The 19,307-nt window shown below is 48.0% G+C and carries 15 protein-coding genes, 10 tRNA genes and 3 rRNA genes; 4 read left to right on the plus strand and 24 right to left on the minus strand.

From position 1 onward, the window contains the following. Positions 1 to 47: 47 nt before the first annotated feature. The 3 genes from ACUN27_RS36685 to ACUN27_RS36695 all read right to left on the minus strand — a co-directional run bounded on the left by ACUN27_RS36685 (position 48) and on the right by ACUN27_RS36695 (position 3,381). On the minus strand, positions 48 to 1,169 hold the full coding sequence (locus ACUN27_RS36685; protein ID WP_127458380.1) for an ABC transporter ATP-binding protein: 1,122 nt from the start codon (positions 1,167 to 1,169) through the stop codon (positions 48 to 50). Between the two features lie 113 nt (positions 1,170 to 1,282). Continuing rightward, complete coding sequence (locus ACUN27_RS36690; protein WP_315955110.1) at positions 1,283 to 2,398, minus strand: PucR family transcriptional regulator; 1,116 nt, start codon at positions 2,396 to 2,398, stop codon at positions 1,283 to 1,285. A 131-nt stretch (positions 2,399 to 2,529) separates the two neighbouring features. After that, a complete protein-coding gene (locus ACUN27_RS36695; protein ID WP_326061960.1) occupies positions 2,530 to 3,381 on the minus strand; it encodes a C40 family peptidase in 852 nt (283 codons plus the stop codon). Positions 3,382 to 3,616: 235 nt separating this feature from the next. On the opposite strand from ACUN27_RS36695, the gene ACUN27_RS36700 reads away from it, so the two are divergent. The 4 genes from ACUN27_RS36700 to ACUN27_RS36715 all read left to right on the plus strand — a co-directional run bounded on the left by ACUN27_RS36700 (position 3,617) and on the right by ACUN27_RS36715 (position 6,568). After that, positions 3,617 to 4,009, plus strand: coding sequence for a hypothetical protein (locus ACUN27_RS36700; RefSeq protein ID WP_315955112.1), 393 nt, complete (start codon positions 3,617 to 3,619; stop codon positions 4,007 to 4,009). Between the two features lie 6 nt (positions 4,010 to 4,015). Then, positions 4,016 to 4,612: a gluconate 2-dehydrogenase subunit 3 family protein gene (locus tag ACUN27_RS36705; protein ID WP_315955113.1), complete on the plus strand. Its 597-nt coding sequence runs from the start codon at positions 4,016 to 4,018 to the stop codon at positions 4,610 to 4,612. Then, positions 4,609 to 6,171, plus strand: a complete 1,563-nt coding sequence (locus ACUN27_RS36710) for a GMC family oxidoreductase (RefSeq protein ID WP_326061962.1) — start codon at positions 4,609 to 4,611, stop codon at positions 6,169 to 6,171. The genes ACUN27_RS36705 and ACUN27_RS36710 overlap by 4 nt, the downstream gene beginning before the upstream one ends. A gap of 94 nt (positions 6,172 to 6,265) precedes the next feature. Then, on the plus strand, positions 6,266 to 6,568 hold the full coding sequence (locus tag ACUN27_RS36715; RefSeq protein ID WP_315955115.1) for an MTH1187 family thiamine-binding protein: 303 nt from the start codon (positions 6,266 to 6,268) through the stop codon (positions 6,566 to 6,568). 109 nt (positions 6,569 to 6,677) lie between these two features. On the opposite strand, the gene ACUN27_RS36720 is transcribed toward ACUN27_RS36715, so the two are convergent. The 21 genes from ACUN27_RS36720 to pabC form a co-directional block, all read right to left on the minus strand. Next, positions 6,678 to 6,750 (minus strand) — tRNA-Lys (locus ACUN27_RS36720). Positions 6,751 to 6,759: 9 nt separating this feature from the next. After that, positions 6,760 to 6,841: transfer RNA gene (locus ACUN27_RS36725), tRNA-Tyr, on the minus strand. Between the two features lie 47 nt (positions 6,842 to 6,888). Further along, positions 6,889 to 6,961, minus strand: a tRNA-Phe gene (locus tag ACUN27_RS36730). A 45-nt stretch (positions 6,962 to 7,006) separates the two neighbouring features. Next, positions 7,007 to 7,083: transfer RNA gene (locus ACUN27_RS36735), tRNA-Asp, on the minus strand. Between the two features lie 27 nt (positions 7,084 to 7,110). Continuing rightward, positions 7,111 to 7,186: transfer RNA gene (locus tag ACUN27_RS36740), tRNA-Thr, on the minus strand. 71 nt (positions 7,187 to 7,257) lie between these two features. Continuing rightward, positions 7,258 to 7,333: transfer RNA gene (locus tag ACUN27_RS36745), tRNA-Val, on the minus strand. A gap of 16 nt (positions 7,334 to 7,349) precedes the next feature. Beyond that, positions 7,350 to 7,426, minus strand: a tRNA-Met gene (locus tag ACUN27_RS36750). A 29-nt stretch (positions 7,427 to 7,455) separates the two neighbouring features. After that, positions 7,456 to 7,547: transfer RNA gene (locus ACUN27_RS36755), tRNA-Ser, on the minus strand. Positions 7,548 to 7,664: 117 nt separating this feature from the next. Beyond that, positions 7,665 to 10,582: ribosomal RNA gene (locus tag ACUN27_RS36760) — 23S ribosomal RNA — on the minus strand. 216 nt (positions 10,583 to 10,798) lie between these two features. Further along, positions 10,799 to 10,874: transfer RNA gene (locus ACUN27_RS36765), tRNA-Ala, on the minus strand. Between the two features lie 15 nt (positions 10,875 to 10,889). Beyond that, a tRNA-Ile gene (locus ACUN27_RS36770) sits at positions 10,890 to 10,966 on the minus strand. 82 nt (positions 10,967 to 11,048) lie between these two features. Next, positions 11,049 to 11,165 (minus strand): 5S ribosomal RNA (gene rrf, locus ACUN27_RS36775). A gap of 126 nt (positions 11,166 to 11,291) precedes the next feature. Next, positions 11,292 to 12,827: ribosomal RNA gene (locus ACUN27_RS36780) — 16S ribosomal RNA — on the minus strand. The 16S, 23S and 5S rRNA genes sit together here with 10 tRNA genes alongside, the layout of an rRNA operon. Positions 12,828 to 13,146: 319 nt before the next feature. Then, positions 13,147 to 14,643 carry a lysine--tRNA ligase gene (gene lysS, locus ACUN27_RS36785; protein ID WP_445560561.1) on the minus strand — a complete coding sequence of 499 codons (1,497 nt, stop codon included), beginning with the start codon at positions 14,641 to 14,643 and terminating at the stop codon, positions 13,147 to 13,149. A 125-nt stretch (positions 14,644 to 14,768) separates the two neighbouring features. Then, positions 14,769 to 15,245 (minus strand): transcription elongation factor GreA, encoded by a 477-nt coding sequence (gene greA / locus ACUN27_RS36790; protein WP_127457170.1) that lies wholly within the window; start codon positions 15,243 to 15,245, stop codon positions 14,769 to 14,771. A gap of 221 nt (positions 15,246 to 15,466) precedes the next feature. After that, on the minus strand, positions 15,467 to 16,483 hold the full coding sequence (gene dusB, locus ACUN27_RS36795; protein WP_315955973.1) for a tRNA dihydrouridine synthase DusB: 1,017 nt from the start codon (positions 16,481 to 16,483) through the stop codon (positions 15,467 to 15,469). Between the two features lie 17 nt (positions 16,484 to 16,500). Continuing rightward, positions 16,501 to 16,713, minus strand: a complete 213-nt coding sequence (locus ACUN27_RS36800) for a helix-turn-helix domain-containing protein (RefSeq protein ID WP_315955972.1) — start codon at positions 16,711 to 16,713, stop codon at positions 16,501 to 16,503. Then, a complete protein-coding gene (gene folK / locus ACUN27_RS36805) occupies positions 16,695 to 17,210 on the minus strand; it encodes a 2-amino-4-hydroxy-6-hydroxymethyldihydropteridine diphosphokinase (protein WP_326061300.1) in 516 nt (171 codons plus the stop codon). The genes ACUN27_RS36800 and folK overlap by 19 nt, the downstream gene beginning before the upstream one ends. Then, entirely contained in the window at positions 17,207 to 17,575 is a 369-nt protein-coding gene (gene folB, locus ACUN27_RS36810) for a dihydroneopterin aldolase (RefSeq protein ID WP_315955970.1), read from the minus strand. The genes folK and folB overlap by 4 nt, the downstream gene beginning before the upstream one ends. A 17-nt stretch (positions 17,576 to 17,592) precedes the next feature. Continuing rightward, positions 17,593 to 18,408 (minus strand): dihydropteroate synthase, encoded by an 816-nt coding sequence (gene folP / locus ACUN27_RS36815; protein ID WP_315955969.1) that lies wholly within the window; start codon positions 18,406 to 18,408, stop codon positions 17,593 to 17,595. A 33-nt stretch (positions 18,409 to 18,441) separates the two neighbouring features. Beyond that, positions 18,442 to 19,305: an aminodeoxychorismate lyase gene (gene pabC / locus ACUN27_RS36820; protein ID WP_326061301.1), complete on the minus strand. Its 864-nt coding sequence runs from the start codon at positions 19,303 to 19,305 to the stop codon at positions 18,442 to 18,444. Positions 19,306 to 19,307 lie beyond the last annotated feature (2 nt).

Here is a 19,307-nt window from a genome sequence, read left to right on the forward strand (position 1 = left end):
AAACAGCAAAAAAGCCAGCCGATTACGGCTGGCCTTTCAGTTCCAACTTATTTCGCTAAGATGGACAATGTGGATTCTTTATCGAAGAAATGAACTTTGTTCATATCCAAAGCCAATTTCACGTTTGTGCCTTCTTTGATTCCGGAACGGCCATCTACACGTGCGATAACTGTGTTAGCGCCGATACCGTTCAGGTACAAGTACATTTCGTGACCCAAGTTCTCAGTTAATTCAACGTTAACGTTGAATACTGTGTTCGGGGAAGCTTCCAAGAATACTGGCTCTTCGTGAATGTCTTCTGGACGAACTCCCAGAATCACTTCTTTACCAACATATCCTTTGTCTTTCAGTACTTGTGCTTTACCAGCTGGAACTTCAACGTTAACAGAACCTGCTTTGAAGAAGATTCCGCTTCCTTCTTGTGTCAGTGTACCTGTCATGAAGTTCATGGATGGGGATCCGATGAAGCCCGCAACGAAGATGTTCACTGGGAAGTTGTAGATTTCTTCAGGTGTAGCTGCTTGTTGAATGATACCTTTATCCATAACAACGATGCGATCGCCCATTGTCATTGCTTCGATTTGGTCATGCGTTACGTAGATTGTCGTAACACCAAGACGTTTTGTTAATTTTGTGATTTCCGCACGCATTTGTACGCGAAGTTTCGCATCCAAGTTGGAAAGCGGCTCATCCATTAAGAATACTTGTGGCTCACGAACGATCGCACGACCCAAGGCAACACGTTGGCGTTGACCACCGGAAAGAGCTTTTGGTTTGCGGTCCAGCAAGTGAACGATATCCAAGATTTTCGCTGCTTCGCGAACGCGAGCATCGATATCAGCTTTTTTGAATTTACGAAGTTTCAAACCGAATGCCATGTTTTGATAAACAGTCATATGCGGGTAAAGGGCATAAGATTGGAAAACCATCGCGATATCGCGGTCTTTAGGAGCGACATCATTAACTAGGCGGTCTCCGATGTAAAGTTCACCCTCAGTGATTTCCTCTAATCCTGCGATCATACGAAGAGTTGTGGATTTTCCGCAACCGGAAGCTCCAACCAATACGACGAACTCTTTATCTGCAATTTCAAGATGGAAATCTTTAACTGTAGATTCTTCTGCACCAGAATATCTTTTAACGATATGATTTAAACGTACGCCTGCCATGTGTTCATTCCCCCTACGGTTTATCGATGTACACTACTTGTTCATCAACTTTTGACTATACTCATCTTACCCCACGAAGGCCGGACTGACTATGCACAATACCTACAAAAAAATCACTTTCTTTTCGTTACTTTGTACAATAATAGTGCAAGTCTCACTAATACCGCATGATTAAACGTTCGGACATCCAGTCCGGTCTCATTTTTGAACTTGTCCAATCGATATAATAGTGTGTTCCTATGAATATAAAGCTTCTTCGCGGTTTCACTAACATTGCAGTCTAATGTGAAGAAATGCTCAAGGGTTGTAACCGTCTCTGCGTCCAGCGCATGGTCGGTGCCGCGCAGCACCTGCTCCAGGAATTCCGCTTTCTCCTCTTCCTCAATAAGGTGCAGCAGCTTTTCCAACCGAAGCTCCCAACGAAGGTGAATGAAGCTGCCTACGTGGAAGGAGCGGCCTAGCATAATCGTTTCCCTTAGTTTGAGAATCGTAGCAAACAGCGATTTCGCGGGTTTCACTGGATAATCGATGGCTAGATGGCATTCTCCCACCCACTCATTAGCGAGCATTTCATATAAACCTGAACCCAGGGCATCTAGAATTTGTTCTACGCTTTCTTCTTCGTCACCCTCACGCTCTTCGCTTCCACTCGCTAGCAAACCTTCCGGCGCTAGAATCAGCCATTCTTTATCCATTAGAGGAATCAGAATAATCTCCGATTCAAAGAAAGATTCCAGCAGCTTTTTCAGCTCTGCGTAGGAAACGCTCTGGCTTTGAGAATAATCCCCGTATAAAAGCAGCGGAATTTTCGTTGAATACAGTGAGGATTGTGAAGCAAGCGCATCTGGAAGCTCCGCGTAAGTCGAACCGAGTTCCATTTGCTGAAGCAGCCAATCCCTTAACTGATGAGCCCTTCTTTCATCTTCAGACAGGTAAATGCCACGCTGTTTCTTTTCCTGTGTTTGTTTGGACTCAACCGTCATTTCAACGAGTTTGCGCTCAGATGCCGTCAGCTTGGCTCCAGCTATCTGTAAAACGCGTATATCCTTATGTTCCTTAGCTAAATAAAACAACACATCTTGCCCACGTTCAATACTTCGACAAAAGCTCGCCGGGTGTTCGGCTTGTTCTTCGGATAAGTGCAACCAATCTGCTTCAGAGATCAAACCAATGTGCATAGGTGTCTGTAAAACCGCTTCCAAACGTTCTTTTATGCGCTCCCAATCCATCTGCGTCTCTCCTTAGTCCTAGCTTTCTTCTATCTCTATCTCCCTATTGTACCATATCTGCCAGGTTTCATGGAAAAGAACCCTCCTGCAACTAGGCTGCATAAGGGTTCCATTGATTGGTAGCTAATCTTCTAGTTTAAAACCCGACGTGCCGTCACGTAATGATCCGCCCACCACTCTTTGTTAATTGAGGTGAATTTCACGCCGCCTTCACCATACGTATGGATCATCATGCCATCACCTACATAAATCCCGACATGTCCAATATTTTTACCTGAATCCACAGTTGTAAAGAAAACTAAGTCGCCGGTCTGCAAATCGCTTTTGCTGACAAACTTACCTTCTTTCGCTTGATCGCGAGATACCCGCGGTAGCGTGATGTCGTACTCAGCAAACACGGTTTTCACAAACGACGAGCAATCCATCGTTTTGGTTTGTCCATATTTCGCACCAAAAACGTATGGTGTACCCAAGTATTTCTGAGCAGTCAAAATAAGCTCAGCTTTCAACCGATCCTTGGAGGAAAGAAGACTTTTCCCGCCAATGAAACTGCTCTTATAGTCATTTACACTACGAGTGACGACTTCGTCTTTGCTCTGGGAAGACATAACCATTTTCCCTTGACCGACATAGATCCCAGCAAATGATGGATTCTTACCACTGCCAAAGAACAAGACGTCACCTGGTTCCGCTTTGGACATATCCGTGATTGTCTTTTTATTCATTTTAAATTGATCCGCAAGCGTTCTTGGAATCGAGTAATCCAGCGTTTGGTAGACATAATAAATCAAGCCCGAGGAATCAAACCCCGCACCAGGCGTTTCGCTACCTTTGGAATAATCGACTCCTACCATTTTCTTCGCTAGTGAAACTGCATCCATATCATCATTAGCGGCGTATGCGGAAATAGCTGTTGTTGCTGAGAGTGCAAACGTTACCGCTGCCGTTATCCCAACTGTGCGTCTTGCAAGAATCTTTATCATCTTAAATCCTCCAGTACGTATTTGTTAGTAGATATGGAAAAGTCCATTTAATCTAGTACAAGATTACCATGTCTATGAAAAGACTTTCATTCCTAAAATGTTTCCTTACACACACATGATTGGTAATGCTAACAAATCTTTCATCCGTGCGTCATTAAGGACAGCGTGCTCATAAACTTCGTTTTTTTGGAAATAATTGTACAAGGGATATTCGTCCTATAGGGAGGTACTACATATGGTTTGGACGCAATGGTCTTTGGACCGAGTCATTATTCTCTTGATTGGGGTCGCCTATCTACTCTTATGGATCCAAGTGACTTTATCGCACTATCGTCAAAACTTTCATAAGAAAATAATGTGGAGTCCAGTCATTCTGTCTTTTCTTATCAGTTTTGTCTCCATTCTGTGTACGCTTGTCAATCGCCATGGTTGGTATACGGCTGTGCATCTCATCTTTTGGCTTGGGGTCCTTCAAGGATTAATCGGCTTTGCTTTTCATCTAAGTGGTGTACGTAAAAGAGTAGGCGGCTTTGCTTTACGAAACTTTCTCACAGGACCGCCGGTGCTGATGCCTCTACTATTTTCTTTTCTAAGTATTCTTGGACTTACTGCCATTTATGGAGGTTGATTGACGATGACAAATCATAGCTATTATCCGACTTATAACGTCATGGATGAGCAAAAGGAATGGGATGCCAACACTCGGAATATTGTAAATGCACGTTTACAGCGTGAAACCATGTATCAGTTCCTCACACATGTAGAGGCAGAAACATTGCGGGCTTGGTGCTCGCTGCTTATGGATGATAATAGGGGAGAAATCATTCAGTACGTCCTTTGTCATATCGACGAGGTTCTCACACAGGACAAAGGTGAGGGGCAGCGAAAAATGAATGTCCCCCCTTTGCGCACGCTTTTACGTCAAGGGCTTAAAGCTATTGATGAGACTGGCTGGATTGATAGCAGCAAACCTTTTTTTCAACTAGATGAGACGTCTCAGCGACACATTATGCTGCAAATCAGCAGCGACAGTTACCCTCTGACAGAAAATTGGGAAGGCGTCCCGCAGAAAGCTTTGTTTCAAAAACTGCTGAAGCTCAGTGTCGAGGCTTATTATTCTCATCCTTTGGTATGGTCGGAGATCGGGTTTGGCGGTCCTGCCTATCCGCGTGGTTATGTGCGCGCAGAAACAGGCCAACTTGACCCTTGGGAGGCTGTGAAGGAGCAATGAAGAGGAGATACGAGCAAGACGAAGTTGATATCTTAATCGTTGGAGCAGGCGCCGCTGGCGGCGTTCTGGCCAAAGAACTGAGCGAAGCCGGTCTCAGTGTCGTTGTTTTGGATGCCGGACCTTGGCGAGATCCTCAGAAGAATTTTGCTAGTGACGAGTTGAGCATGCGGCAGTTAGGGTGGGAAGATACTCGCCTTGTAGACGGGACCGTTCCGCTAGGCATGGGTTACTCTAATTCGGGACGGGGAGTCGGCGGGGGAACGCAAAACTTCACGGGCGTTTTCTTACGATTTCATGAATCTGATTTCAAAACCAAATCCATCGATGGTGTAGGAGAAGACTGGCCCATTCATTACAAAGATCTTGAACCTTACTATAATCGGATTGAAAAAGAAATTGCCGTTTCCGGACCTAAACATTTTCCATGGGGCAACTTTCGGGGGCCTTATCCCTATCCGGAACGAGACCCCTTAAGTCCTAACGCCTACCTGTTTCAAAAAGGCTGTGAAGCACTCGGCATTCAATCCGCTGTTACTCCGCTTGCCATTCTATCTGCTCCCTATGATGGTCGTCCTCCCTGCATCAACCGCGGTTTCTGCATCCAGGGCTGCATGCCGAATGCCAAATTCAGCACCTTGACCGTTCATATCCCCAAAGCTGTGAAAGCTGGGGCAGAGGTTCTCCCCGATTGCATGGTCACTCAGATTGAAGTTGACGCAAACGGTCATGCCAGCGGTGTGCTCTTTGTCCATCAGGGAACGGAGTACCGGCAGCGTGCCAAAACGGTTATTGTATGCGCACATGCCGTCGAAACGCCTCGTCTGCTGCTTCATTCAGCGTCGCCACTATTTCCTGACGGTCTAGCTAATTCTAGCGGATGGGTTGGCCGTGCTATTATGACGCATAGCAGCAACGATGTGTATGCCAAATTTGAGCAGGAGGTTCGTTTATACAAAGGCACTCCAGTGCTAGCATCTACTCAGGATTTCTATGAGACAGATCCTCGGCGTGGTTATGCTCGCGGCTATACAATTCATTCTCACGGTTCCAGACCTATAGATATGGCCGATGGGATCAGCAAATCGACGCAAGATCCTCTTTGGGGATCAGGGCTAAGACAAGCTATGCTTAACTACAATCACTATGGGCGGTTAACGATGGTTGGAGAGGTTCTTCCACAGTGGGATAACCATATCTCCTTATCTGACGAAAAAGATGACTACGGCATGCCACGTGCCGCTGTTACCTTTAATTACGGAGATAATGATCGCAAACTCATCGATCACGCCGTTGACAATATGCAGCTGATCCTCAAAGCGGCTGGAGGAGAAATTGCCTTCGTTGTACCGGATACGCAGCATTTCATGGGGGGATGCCGTATGGGAAATAACCCTGCTACATCTGTCGTCAACACATACGGGCAGAGTCACGATATACCGAACCTTTTCATCTGCGATGCGAGTCTGTTCGTGACCTCAAGCGGCTGTAATCCGACCAATACGGTTATGGCTCTTGCTGCAAGGACTGCGGATTATATTATTGAACTTGCTAGCATTTAAGGCAGCGGTGCTCTAGCGTTTAGTTGCATCTCCTATATTCCAACATCTACAATAGAGCATAGCAGGCAAGAGGAAAGGAGAGGTTTCAACATACATGGCTATTGCAGAATTTACGATTATCCCAATCGGGACAGCAACTACAAGCCTTAGCGGATATGTGGCTGATCTTCACAAAGAACTAGAAAAGCACACGGATATTACGTTCGAGATGACACCCATGGGAACTATTCTAGAAGGCTCCTTAGATCGAATTCTGGAGGTCATTCGCGCTGTGCATGAGGTTCCCTTTACGAATGGCGCACAGCGTGTATCCACCTCCATTAAAATCGACGATCGCCGTGATAAAGCGGCCTCTATGTCTCAAAAAATGCAGTCGGTTGCAGAAAAATTGAAATAAAAAGAGCATCCCTCGTTGGGATGCTTTTTTGTATTAAAGGCGTTTATAGAAATCAAAATAATAAAAACAAAAAAAGACCCTCGCGGCCTTGTGTTTTTACTTATAAAAGTGAGCCATGTAGGACTCGAACCTACGACACCCTGATTAAAAGTCAGGTGCTCTACCAACTGAGCTAATGGCTCTTAGGGAAATGGAGGCTGATGGATTCGAACCACCGAACTCGGAGAGAGCAGATTTACAGTCTGCCGTGTTTAGCCACTTCACTAAGCCTCCAGATTGCGAGATAACCGTGCTGCGTTGTAGCAGCACAACCATCTCAATGGCTCGGGACGGAATCGAACCGCCGACACGAGGATTTTCAGTCCTCTGCTCTACCGACTGAGCTACCGAGCCTTATGTACTTCTTTTTAGTTTGTCCCATTCATTAAAAAAGATGAATGGCGGAGCCGACGGGATTCGAACCCGCGGTCTCCTGCGTGACAGGCAGGCATGTTAGGCCTCTACACCACGGCTCCATGACAATTCAATTTGCACCAACTAAATGGTGCCGTCGAGAGGACTTGAACCCCCAACCTACTGATTACAAGTCAGTTGCTCTACCAGTTGCGCTACAACGGCATATAGTTTCGAGGCCCCCGAAAAGTAATCGGAAACTCCATCTTGGAAACACTTCACTTTTTGGGGTAAAGTGGTGGAGGCTGACGGGATCGAACCGCCGACCCTCTGCTTGTAAGGCAGATGCTCTCCCAGCTGAGCTAAGCCTCCATCTGGAATGGTTTTATGGTAGCGGCAGAGGGGCTCGAACCCCCGACCTTACGGGTATGAACCGTACGCTCTAGCCAGCTGAGCTACGCCGCCACATAAAAGGTGTTATATATGTTTGGAACTGGCGGAGAGAGAGGGATTCGAACCCTCGCACCACTTACGCAGTCTAACCCCTTAGCAGAGGGTCCCCTTATAGCCACTTGGGTATCTCTCCAAGACATATATACTCAGGAATTATTATTCCCTGAAAACTAGATACGAAACGTTTGTAAAGTTACAACTATAGGTTTCAAGCAGAGAGACTTTAATCTTCGATTAAAGATCCCTATATTAGGTTAAGCCCTCGACCGATTAGTATTCGTCAGCTGCATACGTTGCCGCACTTCCACCTCGAACCTATCAACCTCGTCGTCTACAAGGGGTCTTACATACTGGGAAATCTCATCTTGAGGGGGGCTTCGCGCTTAGATGCTTTCAGCGCTTATCCCCTCCGTACATAGCTACCCAGCGGTGCCTCTGGCGAGACAACTGGTACACCAGCGGTACGTCCATCCCGGTCCTCTCGTACTAAGGACAGCTCCTCTCAAATTTCCTACGCCCGCGACAGATAGGGACCGAACTGTCTCACGACGTTCTGAACCCAGCTCGCGTACCGCTTTAATGGGCGAACAGCCCAACCCTTGGGACCTACTTCAGCCCCAGGATGCGATGAGCCGACATCGAGGTGCCAAACCTCCCCGTCGATGTGGACTCTTGGGGGAGATAAGCCTGTTATCCCCAGGGTAGCTTTTATCCGTTGAGCGATGGCCCTTCCATTCGGTACCACCGGATCACTAAGTCCGACTTTCGTCCCTGCTCGACTTGTAGGTCTCGCAGTCAAGCTCCCTTATGCCTTTGCACTCTGCGAATGATTTCCAACCATTCTGAGGGAACCTTTAAACGCCTCCGTTACATTTTAGGAGGCGACCGCCCCAGTCAAACTGCCCACCTGACACTGTCCCCATACCGGATCACGGTACCAGGTTAGAACTCCGATACGATCAGGGTGGTATCCCAACGGCGCCTCCACCCAAGCTGGCGCTCAGGCTTCTAAGGCTCCCACCTATCCTGTACAGATCGTACCAAAGTCCAATATCAAGCTGCAGTAAAGCTCCATGGGGTCTTTCCGTCTTGTCGCGGGTAACCTGCATCTTCACAGGTATTAAAATTTCACCGGATCTCTCGTTGAGACAGCGCCCAAGTCGTTACGCCATTCGTGCGGGTCAGAATTTACCTGACAAGGAATTTCGCTACCTTAGGACCGTTATAGTTACGGCCGCCGTTTACTGGGGCTTCAATTCATAGCTTCGGGGTTACCCCCTAACCACTCCTCTTAACCTTCCAGCACCGGGCAGGCGTCAGCCCGTATACTTCGCCTTGCGGCTTCGCACAGACCTGTGTTTTTGCTAAACAGTCGCTTGGGCCTTTTCACTGCGGCCCCCTCGGGCTATTCACCCTACCGAGGCACCCCTTCTCCCGAAGTTACGGGGTCATTTTGCCGAGTTCCTTAACGAGAGTTCTTCCGCGCGCCTTAGAATTCTCTTCTCACCCACCTGTGTCGGTTTGCGGTACGGGCACCTTCGCCTGGCTAGAAGCTTTTCTTGGCAGTGTGAAATCATGACCTTCGGTACTTAAAGTTTCCCTCCCCATCACAGCCCAGCCTTACGGTTAGCGGATTTGCCTACTAACCAGCCTCACTGCTTGGACGAGCATCCATCAGCTCGCGTCACTATCCTTCTGCGTCACTCCATCGCTCATAACGGCTACGGTGGTACAGGAATTTCCACCTGTTGTCCATCGACTACGCCTTTCGGCCTCGCCTTAGGTCCCGACTTACCCTGAGCGGACGAGCCTTCCTCAGGAACCCTTAGGTTTTCGGCGGATCAGATTCTCACTGATCTTTTCGTTACTTATACCGGCATTCTCACTTGTATGCGCTCCACCTGTCCTTACGGTCAGAATTCAACGTACATACAACGCTCCCCTACCCATGCACATACGTGCAAGCCATAGCTTCGGTGGCGTGTTTAGCCCCGTTACATTTTCGGCGCAGAGTCACTCGACCAGTGAGCTATTACGCACTCTTTCAATGGTGGCTGCTTCTAAGCCAACATCCTGGTTGTCTGTGCAACTCCACATCCTTTCCCACTTAACACACACTTGGGGACCTTAGCTGATGGTCTGGGCTGTTTCCCTTTTGACAATGGATCTTAGCACTCACTGTCTGACTCCCGGATTTAAGTTTGTGGCATTCAGAGTTTGACTGGACTTGGTAACCCTTGGCGGGCCCCGCACCCAATCAGTGCTTTACCTCCACAACTCCACATCCGAGGCTAGCCCTAAAGCTATTTCGGGGAGAACCAGCTATCTCCGAGTTCGATTGGAATTTCTCCGCTACCCCCACCTCATCCCCGAATTTTTCAACATTCGTGGGTTCGGGCCTCCAGTGAGTGTTACCTCACCTTCACCCTGGACAGGGGTAGATCACACGGTTTCGGGTCTACGTCCACGTACTAAAGCGCCCTATTCAGACTCGCTTTCGCTGCGGCTCCGTCTCTTCGACTTAACCTCGCACGGGAACGTAACTCGCCGGTTCATTCTACAAAAGGCACGCCATCACCCATATAGAGGGCTCTGACTTTTTGTAAGCACACGGTTTCAGGTTCTTTTTCACTCCGCTTCCGCGGTGCTTTTCACCTTTCCCTCACGGTACTGCTTCACTATCGGTCACTAGGGAGTATTTAGCCTTGGCAGATGGTCCTGCCGGATTCCGACGGGGTTTCACGTGACCCGCCGTACTCAGGATACCTCTAGGAGATTCGTTCGATTTTGGCTACAGGGCTTTTACCTTCTATGCCGGACCTTTCCAGATCACTTCGCCTACCAAACTAACCCCATATTGAGGTCCTACAACCCCAAGGAGCAAGCTCCTTGGTTTGGGCTATTCCGCTTTCGCTCGCCGCTACTGACGGAATCACTTTTGTTTTCTTTTCCTCCAGGTACTTAGATGTTTCAGTTCCCTGGGTCTGCCTCCAATGTAGCTATGTATTCACTACATGGTAACTGCGCATTACCACAGCTGGGTTCCCCCATTCGGACATCCCCGGATCAAAGCCTGCTTACGGCTCCCCGAGGCATTTCGTCGTTCGCCACGTCCTTCTTCGGCTCCTAGTGCCTAGGCATCCTCCGTGTGCTCTTTCTAGCTTAACCTAGAAATTACATTTAAAGATTGTCGTGCAACCCGAAGGTTACACTACCTAAGTTCTTACTTTACGTTTCATTTCGTTATCTAGTTTTCAAGGAACAAAGTGTTCATTGCGATTCAAATTCCCTTGCCCTATCTCAGCGGCGAAAGTTATCTTATCACAACTCACATTCTCATTTCAAGTCGAAATTTCTTGGAAATCTCTGTCTGAAAATGATAGTTGGTGGAGCCAAGCGGGATCGAACCGCTGACCTCCTGCTTGCAAGGCAGGCGCTCTCCCAGCTGAGCTATGGCCCCATATGATTATGAAATTGGTTGGCCCTAGTGGACTCGAACCACCGACCTCACCCTTATCAGGGGTGCGCTCTAACCAGCTGAGCTAAGGGCCAATATGTGTTTTGGGGAAACTCCCCAAAATAAAAACCCACCTACAAGCTTTCGAAGCTTTCTTCGAAAGCTTGCTATGGGTCCGCTTGGCAACGTTCTACTCTCCCAGAACCCTGCGGTTCAAGTACCATCGACGCTGGAGGGCTTAACGGTCGTGTTCGAGATGGGAACGCGTGGGTCCCCTCCGCCATCATCACCAAACGAGTGCAACATGGTTGTAACCATCCTGCTGAAAGAGCTTGCTCTTTCAAAACTGAACACGAGTGAGTAAACGATTGTGTATCCGAAGATACTTGACTGGGTCGTTTCAGACCCGAGTCTCCATAGAAAGGAGGTGATCCAGCCGCACCTTCCGATACGGCTACCTTGTTACGACTTCACCCCAATCATCTACCCCACCTTCGGCGGCTGGCTCCCTTGCGGGTTACCCCACCGACTTCGGGTGTTGTAAACTCTCGTGGTGTGACGGGCGGTGTGTACAAGACCCGGGAACGTATTCACCGCGGCATGCTGATCCGCGATTACTAGCAATTCCGACTTCATGCAGGCGAGTTGCAGCCTGCAATCCGAACTGAGATCGGCTTATAAGGATTGGCTCCACCTCGCGGCTTCGCTTCCCGTTGTACCGACCATTGTAGTACGTGTGTAGCCCAGGTCATAAGGGGCATGATGATTTGACGTCATCCCCACCTTCCTCCGGTTTGTCACCGGCAGTCATCTTAGAGTGCCCATCCGAAATGCTGGCAACTAAGATCAAGGGTTGCGCTCGTTGCGGGACTTAACCCAACATCTCACGACACGAGCTGACGACAACCATGCACCACCTGTCTTGGGTGCTCCGAAGAGGGGCACTATCTCTAGTGCTTACACCCAGATGTCAAGACCTGGTAAGGTTCTTCGCGTTGCTTCGAATTAAACCACATACTCCACTGCTTGTGCGGGTCCCCGTCAATTCCTTTGAGTTTCACTCTTGCGAGCGTACTCCCCAGGCGGCATACTTACTGTGTTAACTTCGGCACCGAGGAATCGAATCCCCAACACCTAGTATGCATCGTTTACGGCGTGGACTACCAGGGTATCTAATCCTGTTTGCTCCCCACGCTTTCGCGCCTCAGCGTCAGTTATAGGCCAGAAAGTCGCCTTCGCCACTGGTGTTCCTCCACATCTCTACGCATTTCACCGCTACACGTGGAATTCCACTTTCCTCTCCTACACTCAAGTCAACCAGTTTTGGATGCGAACCGGGGTTGAGCCCCGGGCTTAAACACCCAACTTAATTAACCGCCTGCGCGCGCTTTACGCCCAATAATTCCGGACAACGCTTGCCCCCTACGTATTACCGCGGCTGCTGGCACGTAGTTAGCCGGGGCTTTCTTCTCCTATACCGTCACACAAAGCGCAGTTACTCGCCTTGCTGTTCGTCTAGGGCAACAGAGCTTTACGATCCGAAAACCTTCATCACTCACGCGGCGTTGCTCCGTCAGACTTGCGTCCATTGCGGAAGATTCCCTACTGCTGCCTCCCGTAGGAGTCTGGGCCGTGTCTCAGTCCCAGTGTGGCCGTTCACCCTCTCAGGTCGGCTACGCATCGTCGCCTTGGTGAGCCGTTACCTCACCAACTAGCTAATGCGCCGCAGGCCCATCTATAAGCCACAGATTACTCCGTGTTTCATAATTCTCTCATGCGAGAAAACCAGTTATCCGGTCTTAGCTATCGTTTCCGATAGTTATCCCAGTCTTATAGGCAGGTTGCCTACGTGTTACTCACCCGTCCGCCGCTAAGCACCGAAGTGCTCCGCTCGACTTGCATGTATTAGGCACGCCGCCAGCGTTCGTCCTGAGCCAGGATCAAACTCTCCATAATAGAAAAGCTGAATAGCTCATTGACTTGCTAGCGAGATTTTACAATCTCATTTATAGTCGATTACTCGACTGTGCTTACTCACTCGTTGTTCAGTTTTCAAAGATCAAGAACTCTTGTCCTATCCGCTTTCTTTCGAAAGCCGGAAGTCCAATATACCATACTGAGTTTTTGTTTGCAACTTATTTTTTAAGTTGTTTTCAACCATTTGCTCGTTGTCCTCAGCGGCAACTTTTATAAGATACCACAGACGCTGCAGACAATGCAAGTACTTTCGACAAAAAATTTCGAGGCATCTTACGATGCCCCGAAATGGTCTTCCTTACTCTCCTTGACGCTCACGCATAAGCGGGAACAACAAGACATCGCGAATAGATGGGGCATTGGTCAATAGCATAACCAAACGGTCGATTCCTATTCCTAAACCACCTGTTGGCGGCATTCCATATTCCAATGCACGAATGAAGTCCTCATCCATTTCATGAGCTTCATCATTCCCCTGCTCTTTCTCACGAAGCTGAGCCTCGAAACGCTCTCTTTGATCGATAGGATCATTAAGCTCAGTAAATGCATTCGCATGCTCACGCGCTACGATAAAGAGCTCGAAGCGATCCGTGAAGCGCGGATCTTCCGGGTTCTTTTTGGCAAGCGGTGAAATTTCTAGAGGATGTCCATAAATAAAGGTCGGCTGAATCAGCGTCTCTTCTACAAACGTCTCAAAGAATTGGTTCAAGATATGACCAAATGTCATATGAGGCTCCACTGGCACATTATGCTCTTTGGCTAAGCGATGCGCTTCCTCGTTCGTCATTTGAACGCCGAAGTCTACACCTTTCACTTCTTTAACCGCATCAACCATGGAGATACGTCTCCAGCCAACAGCTAGATCAACCACGTGATCTCCATAAGGAATTGAAGTCGTACCAAGAACCTCTTGAGCGATATGCGCAATAAGCTCCTCAGTCAGCTTCATAATGTCTTTGTAGTCAGCATAAGCTTCGTACAACTCAATCATCGTAAATTCTGGATTATGGCGCGTGGAGATACCTTCATTCCGGTAAACACGACCAATTTCGTAAACTTTCTCTAGTCCGCCAACAATAAGGCGTTTCAAGTGAAGCTCAATAGCAATACGCATATGAAGCTGCATATCCAAAGCATTATGATGCGTATTAAACGGACGAGCCGAAGCCCCGCCTGCAACCGAATGAAGCGTCGGTGTTTCCACCTCTAAATAACCCAGCGAATCCAGGTAACGGCGCATCGACTGAATAATACGGGAACGCAGAATAAATGTCTGTTGAACATCTTGATTCATAATCAAATCAACATAACGTTGACGATAGCGCAATTCTACATCGCTAAGACCATGGAATTTGTCCGGAAGCGGAAGCAAGGACTTGGTCAATACCTCAAGAGACTTAACCTTAATGGAGGTTTCTCCGGTTTTCGTTTTAAAAACAACACCTTGAACGCCAACCATGTCACCCAGATCCAAAAGATCAAAAGCTTTGTACTTGTTCGCATCCAACGCATCTTCCCGTACGTAGATTTGAATTTTCCCTGTAATGTCTTGGATATGAGCAAAACTTGCTTTACCCATGCCTCTTTTTTGCATAATACGTCCTGCAATACTAACCTCGTAGTGCTCTTCGTCCAGCTCTTCCTTTGTTTTGTCCTGGTAAGCTGTCAAGATCTCTAGCGTTGTATGCGTTCTAACGTATTTGCTGCCGAAAGGATCTACACTCAGACCGCGAAGCTCGTCCAATTTGTTACGGCGAATGACGAGCAATTCGTTCAATTCCACTTCCTGGCTCATGTTTTCATCTCCTACATATTTTAGTAAAGGGTGCTAAAACCGGAAAAAAGCTTCCGTAAGGAAGCTTTCCAGACAATTTGCCTATGCTGAGCAAAGGTAAACTGAAACGGGGCTGCGGCTGCACGCTACTTTTTAATATCAACAATTTGATACTGAATGACGCCAGCTGGAACGTTAACATCAACGGTTGCGCCCTTTTGCTTGCCAAGAATTGCTTTGCCCACCGGGCTTTCATTCGAAATCTTATTCTGTAGCGGATCAGACTCCGCGGTACCTACAATATTGTACTCAACCAAATCACCGAATTCCAAGTCCTTCAGTGTAACGATGGATCCTACACTTACCGTGTTGATATCCACATCGTCGTTATTAATAATCCGCGCATTGCGCAGCATTTTTTCTAAAGTGATGATTCTGCCTTCAATAAAGGCTTGCTCGTTCTTCGCATCTTCGTACTCGGAGTTCTCACTGATATCGCCATACCCGATGGCAACCTTGATTCTCTCCGCGACTTCGCGGCGCTTCACTGATTTAAGATGCTCAAGCTCGTCCTCGAGCCTTCTCAAACCTTCTGGTGTAAGAATGACCTCTTTTTCAGCCATTACCAACTGATCTCCCGTCATGTGAAAGATTTTCATATCGTTGAATCGATGCTTCCTGCTAGGAGTTAGGTCTTTATAGAGCTGATTCAAGTAGTATGAATTCACGGTTATAAAATTAGGAACTTACTCGTTTGTCTTTCAATATATGCAGGAACACATTAATATTGACTGATTATATTGCAACCGTTTCAAAATGTCAATCTCAACCATAGCTGCATGATTTATTGCAGTACGGGAGATTCTTCTTGGCTGGATGACGACGATTGCGCAGCAAGGTGCTCAACGTATTCATTCAGCGTCCGAACCATTTCATCACGCTTCAACATCTCCATAATGGCGTCCTTCACACGAGCTGCTCCTGTTAATCCCTTGAGGTACCAAGCCATATGTTTACGCATCTCTTTTACGGCAACGTGCTCGCCTTTGAGTGCTATGAGTCGGTCCATGTGCAGGATTGCGATGCGGATTTTCTCTTCCGGTGTCGGTTCCGGAGGTAGCTCCCCATTAGCAAGATATTGAACGGTACGGTAAAGCATCCACGGATTGCCTAATGCACCACGGCCGATCATGACGCCGTCCACACCCGTTTGGTCCAACATACGTTTGGCATCCTCAGGCGTAACTACATCACCATTACCAATAACGGGAATCGACAAAGCTTGCTTCACATCTCGGATAATGTTCCAATCCGCTTTCCCTGTGTAGAGCTGCTCGCGCGTACGACCGTGGACGCTAACTGCACTGCCGCCGCCTCTTTCGACAGCCTTTGCATTTTCGACAGCATAGATGTGATCAGAATCCCAGCCGATCCGCATTTTTACGGTGACAGGTTTGTTTACTGCCTTTACGACGGTCTCGATCATTTGTTCAATTTTATCCGGTTGAAGCAACCAGCGTGCACCAGCATCGCATTTGGTGATTTTGGGTACCGGGCAGCCCATATTAATATCAATAATATCTGCGTTGGTATGTTGATCAACGATTTTGGCCGCTTGCACGAGTGTTTCCGTGTCGCCGCCGAAGATTTGTAAGCTGAGCGGTTTTTCCCGGTCATCTACATATAACATTTCCATCGAACGGGTGTTCCCGTGAACGATAGCCTTATCACTAACCATCTCCGCACACACCAGCCCTGTGCCAAACTCTTTGGCAATCAGACGGAATGCAGGATTACAAACGCCCGCCATCGGGGCAAGCACAACTTTATTGGGAGCTTCGACATTACCTATTTTCAGCACCGAAGATTCCACCTCTCTTATCTCGCAACCACTGCGATTAACTCGTCCGGCTCGATATCAAGCACCTGCGAGATCTTATTAATGATTTTCGTATCCGGTTTACGTGTTCCTCTTTCAATTGCACCCAAAATGGCGATCGATACGCCGAGCAAATCAGCTAGTTCATTCTGGGTATATCCTTTCAATTTACGAAAAGCGCGTATGCGCTGAGCTACTGAGCTTTTTTCCATAACACAACGCCTTCCTTTCCTTCCAGTTTCTCCAGATTCGCGGAGATGAATTCAAATGCAGCATCTTGCCGCTCGTAGAGAACCTCTGAGAGAGGGACTAATACAAAAGCCCGCTCATGCATCCGCGGATGCGGAATGATCAAGTCGGGGGTCGTTAACTGCTCGTCGCCGTACAGAAGCAAATCCAAATCGATCGTTCTTGGACCCCAGCGCACATCGCGCTTTCTCCCCAAACGATTCTCAATGGCCAGCAATTTGAATAGCAAATCTTCAGCAGGAATAACCGTTTGTAACTGAACGACCATATTAAGAAAAGCAGACTGGTCTACATAACCGACCGGCTCGGTTTCGTAAATACTGGACAAGCCAGTCACGACAATACCCGGCTCCTGGTTCAGCGCTGTAATCGCATCCTGCAAATATTGTTCGCGATCATTTATATTGGATCCTAATGCGACATAAGCTGCAATGCTGCGTTCTCGTTCTTCGGCTGTCATGACGTTGCCCGCTTTCGGTTAATCTCTACAGTCACGCCGTCAAAAATAACGGCAAAGGGCGGATGCGGCTTAATGACGCGAACCGTCACTTCATTGATACTAGTATAAGTATGAAGAAGCATTGATGCAATGTTTTCCGCTAAAGCTTCAATTAATTGGAAAGTGCGTCCTTCGACAATTTCTTTTACTTTGAAAAAAACCTCGCCATAATTCACCGTATCGTCGAGATGATCCGACTGGCCGGGTTTATGAAGCGGAAGCATCAGCTCTACATCCACATAAAAGCGCTGGCCCAATTTATTCTCTTCCTGAAAAACACCGTGATTACCAAAAAACTGCATGCGGGACAGTGTGATTTTGTCCATTGATGTGACCTCCTTCATTATGAGCGAATAATGGCATCCGTCATGACGGCAGCCCGCTTGGTTGCTAATACGTCGTGCACACGAACGATTCCACAGCCCTGCGCGATTCCCAGCACGACAGTTGAAAGCGAGCCTTCCAACCGCTCGGCCGGCGGTAGATTCAATGTCATCCCGATCACGCTTTTACGCGATGTACCCAGGAGGACCGGATACCCAAGATCAACAAGAGGGCGCAGTTGGTTCATAAGCTGCAAGTTCTGTTCGTAGGATTTCGCAAAGCCGATCCCCGGATCCAAAATAATCCGTTCGTCGCGAACACCCGCGTCTCGTGCTTGACTCACATAGTGCTGAAGATCGCTTAGCACCTCTGGTAGGAAAGCCTTATATTCCGTGTTCAATCGGTTATGGGTAATAATGAAGGGGCAATCGTAGCTCGCCGCTACGTCAACCATACGGGGGTCGGCCTGCCCACCCCATACATCATTGATGATGTGCGCCCCTGCCGCTAAAGCTTGCTTAGCGACCTCTGCTTTATACGTATCTATAGAAATAGGAACGTTAATTTCACGACTTAGAGCCTCAATGACGGGGATTACCCGGCGAAGTTCCTCCTCCTCGGTCACCTCCGCAGAACCTGGACGGGTGGACTCGCCTCCAATATCAATGATATCTGCGCCATCCTCAACCATCTGCCGAGCTCTGCGTATGGCATCTTCTACGGTGACATAGGATCCGCCATCCGAAAAGGAATCCGGGGTTACGTTCAATATGCCCATGATGATCGTTCGATCACCGATGGGCAGCTCGTGTCCTTTACAGGATAACACTTTCATCTGCTGTTCACTTCCTGTATGTTTATCATTTTATCAATATTCGTTATATGTCCGAATCAGTTCACGAGTTATGGGACCCACTGTTCCTGTACCCACTGAGATCTTTTGACCACTAGGTGTATACAAAGTTGTGACCGGCACGATTTCTTGAATGGAATTGACCAGAAACACCTCATCAGCCTCCACCAAATCTTCCCAACGATATAAACCATCTTGAGCAGGTATCTGCCCTCGCTGGGCAATTCGAAGTACGTGCGCTCTGGTGATTCCCGCCAAAATGCCTGTATCCAGCGAAGGCGTGTAGCATGTCCCGTCCTTAATGAAAAAGATGTTGCTGACAATCCCCTCAGCCACATAACCCTCTTCGCTCATCATCAGACCCTCTGCGCGTGTGGCCCAGGGGTACTGGCCTAGCTCTCTTTTAGCCAAAATATTGTTCATATAGTGAAAAGACTTGAATCGGTACAAGCCCTCCGGTGTATTTCGAGGCAGCTTCAGCAGCTGTAAGGCTTTGCCCTCTTCATATGTCTTCGTATCCCTCGGCGGGAGGGCCTTGATATAGACAATCTCGGTAGGCTGACCGTAGTCCCCCGAAGGAAGACCAAGCGCTTCTACTCCAGCAGATACGGAAAAACGAATATAGGCATCCTGAAGCTCGTTCGCAGCAAGCAGATCTTCAATCAACTTCTCTGCGCGGTCAAAATCAGGCTCATACCCAATCCCTAGCTCCTTACAACCCTCCGCAAGACGATTCATGTGCTCAGCAAGGAGAAAAGGAACTTTGTTATAAGTACGGAAGGTCTCAAAGAGACCTAATCCGTAAAGAAAACCGTGATCATAAACCGAGACCACGGCTTGTTGTTCATCTATAAGTTTGCCATTGATGCTAATGATCATAA

This window comes from Paenibacillus sp. WC2504, from assembly GCF_052682475.1.

What these genes read in the sequence shown, in the direction of transcription:
- ACUN27_RS36685 (WP_127458380.1), bottom strand. Translation starts at nt 1,169, where the DNA reads ATGGCAGGCGTACGTTTAAATCATATCGTTAAAAGATATTCTGGTGCA.
- ACUN27_RS36690 (WP_315955110.1), bottom strand. Translation starts at nt 2,398, where the DNA reads ATGGATTGGGAGCGCATAAAAGAACGTTTGGAAGCGGTTTTACAGACA.
- ACUN27_RS36695 (WP_326061960.1), bottom strand. Translation starts at nt 3,381, where the DNA reads ATGATAAAGATTCTTGCAAGACGCACAGTTGGGATAACGGCAGCGGTA.
- ACUN27_RS36700 (WP_315955112.1), top strand. Translation starts at nt 3,617, where the DNA reads ATGGTTTGGACGCAATGGTCTTTGGACCGAGTCATTATTCTCTTGATT.
- ACUN27_RS36705 (WP_315955113.1), top strand. Translation starts at nt 4,016, where the DNA reads ATGACAAATCATAGCTATTATCCGACTTATAACGTCATGGATGAGCAA.
- ACUN27_RS36710 (WP_326061962.1), top strand. Translation starts at nt 4,609, where the DNA reads ATGAAGAGGAGATACGAGCAAGACGAAGTTGATATCTTAATCGTTGGA.
- ACUN27_RS36715 (WP_315955115.1), top strand. Translation starts at nt 6,266, where the DNA reads ATGGCTATTGCAGAATTTACGATTATCCCAATCGGGACAGCAACTACA.
- lysS (WP_445560561.1), bottom strand. Translation starts at nt 14,643, where the DNA reads ATGAGCCAGGAAGTGGAATTGAACGAATTGCTCGTCATTCGCCGTAAC.
- greA (WP_127457170.1), bottom strand. Translation starts at nt 15,245, where the DNA reads ATGGCTGAAAAAGAGGTCATTCTTACACCAGAAGGTTTGAGAAGGCTC.
- ACUN27_RS36800 (WP_315955972.1), bottom strand. Translation starts at nt 16,713, where the DNA reads ATGGAAAAAAGCTCAGTAGCTCAGCGCATACGCGCTTTTCGTAAATTG.
- folK (WP_326061300.1), bottom strand. Translation starts at nt 17,210, where the DNA reads ATGACAGCCGAAGAACGAGAACGCAGCATTGCAGCTTATGTCGCATTA.
- folB (WP_315955970.1), bottom strand. Translation starts at nt 17,575, where the DNA reads ATGGACAAAATCACACTGTCCCGCATGCAGTTTTTTGGTAATCACGGT.
- folP (WP_315955969.1), bottom strand. Translation starts at nt 18,408, where the DNA reads ATGAAAGTGTTATCCTGTAAAGGACACGAGCTGCCCATCGGTGATCGA.
- pabC (WP_326061301.1), bottom strand. Translation starts at nt 19,305, where the DNA reads ATGATCATTAGCATCAATGGCAAACTTATAGATGAACAACAAGCCGTG.